The organism is Mesorhizobium sp. M7A.F.Ca.CA.004.04.2.1, assembly GCF_004022825.1.
Classification (GTDB): domain Bacteria; phylum Pseudomonadota; class Alphaproteobacteria; order Rhizobiales; family Rhizobiaceae; genus Mesorhizobium.
Genome location: NZ_RZPH01000933.1, coordinates 1 through 2,380, shown reverse-complemented (window position 1 = coordinate 2,380; position 2,380 = coordinate 1). Strand labels below are relative to the sequence as shown.

Annotated in this window: 3 protein-coding genes; all 3 read right to left on the bottom strand. The window is 64.2% G+C overall.

What is annotated here, in order from left to right; translation table 11 throughout:
• Window positions 1-527 (bottom strand): mandelate racemase/muconate lactonizing enzyme family protein (locus EN893_RS29395; protein ID WP_164901210.1); only part of this gene is annotated, 527 nt, incomplete at its 3' end.
• Between the two features lies 1 nt (window position 528).
• Complete coding sequence (locus EN893_RS29390) at window positions 529-1,635, bottom strand: mandelate racemase/muconate lactonizing enzyme family protein (RefSeq protein ID WP_127268582.1); 1,107 nt, start codon at window positions 1,633-1,635, stop codon at window positions 529-531.
• A gap of 36 nt (window positions 1,636-1,671) precedes the next feature.
• On the bottom strand, window positions 1,672-2,364 hold the full coding sequence (locus tag EN893_RS29385; protein ID WP_023808713.1) for a GntR family transcriptional regulator: 693 nt from the start codon (window positions 2,362-2,364) through the stop codon (window positions 1,672-1,674).
• Between the last annotated feature and the right edge of the window lie 16 nt (window positions 2,365-2,380).

Genomic DNA, 2,380 nt, shown 5'->3' with positions numbered 1-2,380 from the left:
GTCGAGAACTTGCCTTCGAAGAAGGTCGTTCCATGCGTCTCGTGCAATTCGACGCAATAATCGGCGACTTCTTCCGGCGTCGTCTCGCCCTTCACCTTTGGTCCATCACCGCGCAGCGAAAAATAGTCGGTGAACGGGATATCCTTGCGCACAGCGCCGCCAAGCAACTGGTAGAGCGGTTGGTTCCACGCCTTGCCGCGCAGGTCCCACAACGCCATCTCGATGGCGCCGAAGGCCATGATGCGGGTGCGGTCGTTGATCGACTGCACGCCGGTCCAAAAGGGCAGGCAGACATGCTCGGCGCCGGCGATGTCGAAGGCATCGCGGCCGACCAGCCGTGGCGCCAGGACATCGTTGATAATCGCGGCCGCCGCTGGCGTCGGCGCTTCGCCGAGGCTAATCAAGCCATCCTCGGTCTCGACTTCAACAATGGTCGGCGAAAATCCGTCGAGTTCGCCGAACACCCAGGCATAGGGTGCTTCGAGGCGCAGATTGATCGGCGTGGCTTTGATGCTGCGGATCTTCATCTCAGCGGCCGACCTCGAAGAAAGGCTTGCCCAGCAGGTCGGGAACGACGTCGATGCCGAGGCCCGGTCCGTCCGGAATGCCCATGCGGCTGCCGGTGACCGGCGGCATGTTCGACGCCGTGCGCACCGTCACCCATTCATGGAAGGCGATGGCATGCAGCCGGCGCTCTTCCGGCGTCGACAGCGACAGATGCGCCATGGCCGCGGTGTCGATCTCGGCGCCGCCCGTGTCCTCGACCGTGATCATGAAGCCGAGGTCGACGGCAACGTCGCGGATCTGGCGCGTCTTCGTCACGCCGCCAAGGCGCGAGATCTTCAGGGTCAGCCCGTCGGCCGCACCCAGGCGATGAATTTCCAGCATCGCCTCGAGCGAGGTGACGGATTCGTCGAGCACCATCGGTTTGTCGAGCATGCGGCGCACCGACATGTTCTCGTCGATCGTGGTGCAGGGCTGCTCGAACGTGTAGTCGATGGCGCGCGTGGCGTCGGCGAACTGGCGCGCCTGATAGGGCGTCCAGCCGGCATTGGCGTCGCAGAAGATGACCGTGCCTTTCGGCACCGAGGCGGCGACCGCGGTGACACGCTCGATGTCGTCATGCACATTGCCGCCGACCTTGACCTGTAGCCGGTGGAAGCCGTCCTTGACGATGCGCTTGGCCAGCGCGGCCATGGCGTCGACGCTGCCGTGCGTGACGACCTTGTAGAGTTCTGCGGTGTCGCTTTCCTTGCCGCCGAGCAGCGTTACCAGCGGCACGTCGGCGGCGCGCCCCGCCAGATCCCAGCAGGCCATGTCGAGCGCCGACTTGATGTAGGGATGACCCTTGAACACCGTGTCCATCAGCCGGCCGATGTTGGCTAGTCCGCGCGGATCATGGCCGATCAGATGCGGCGCGATCTCGACCACGCCGGCGCGAACGCCGGCCGGGAAGGCTGCCGAGTAAAAATTGCCGAGCGGCGCCATCTCGCCCCAGCCGGTGATACCGCTGTCTGATGCAATGGACACGATCACCGCGTCGAAAGCGTCGGCCTCGCGCCCCTTCGACATGCGGTATGGCCCGTCCACGAAGGGCTGCACGACATGGTAGGCCTTGATGGTTTCGATCTGCACGTGTCTTGTCCGCTGTCTGTGATGGTGGGGAACGGGTCAGGCGCCCCTCGACGGGCGTTGTTCGAGGCCGCGCGCATAGGCAAGCAACTCCTCGAAATCGAGATCGATGTGCTCCCTGGCATGGCGCTGGGCTGCACGCATGTCCTTGCCCTTCAGCAACCGCACATAGGTTTCGTGAACGTCTTCGGCCGGCACCGGCTCATTGCGGGCATGCTGGTGGAGCGCAAAATACATCTGCAGCCGGCTGGTCAGCCGCTGCCAGGTTTCCAGCAGCACCGAATTGTCGGCCCATTCGTAGATCAGGCCATGCAGTTGCAGCGCGGTTTCGATTTGGCGTGTCGTGTCCAACGCACGGGTCGCCTGCTTCACGGCTTCGTGACGCCGGTCGAGCTCGTCGAAGAAGCGCTGGTCGCGCAGCGGCCACGCCCGCTCGATGGCCAGCTCGTCCATCACCTTGTTGAACGAATAGGCATCGTCGATGTCCTTGGCTGTGACCTCGATGACGAAGGTGCCGGCATAGGGGATGCTGGTCAGGATGCCTTCCTGGACCAGTTCGCGCATTGCCTCGCGCAACGGCGCGCGGCTGACCCGCATCTGTTCGGAAATCCGCAGCTCGTTGAGCTTCTGGCCGGGTGCGAGCTGCCCGGTCAGGATCGCACGCCGCAACAGCGCGACGATCTCGGCGCGTCGCGTCGTGTCCGCAATCGGACTGAAATCCGCTTTCGCCATTCGGCCACTCCCAGGG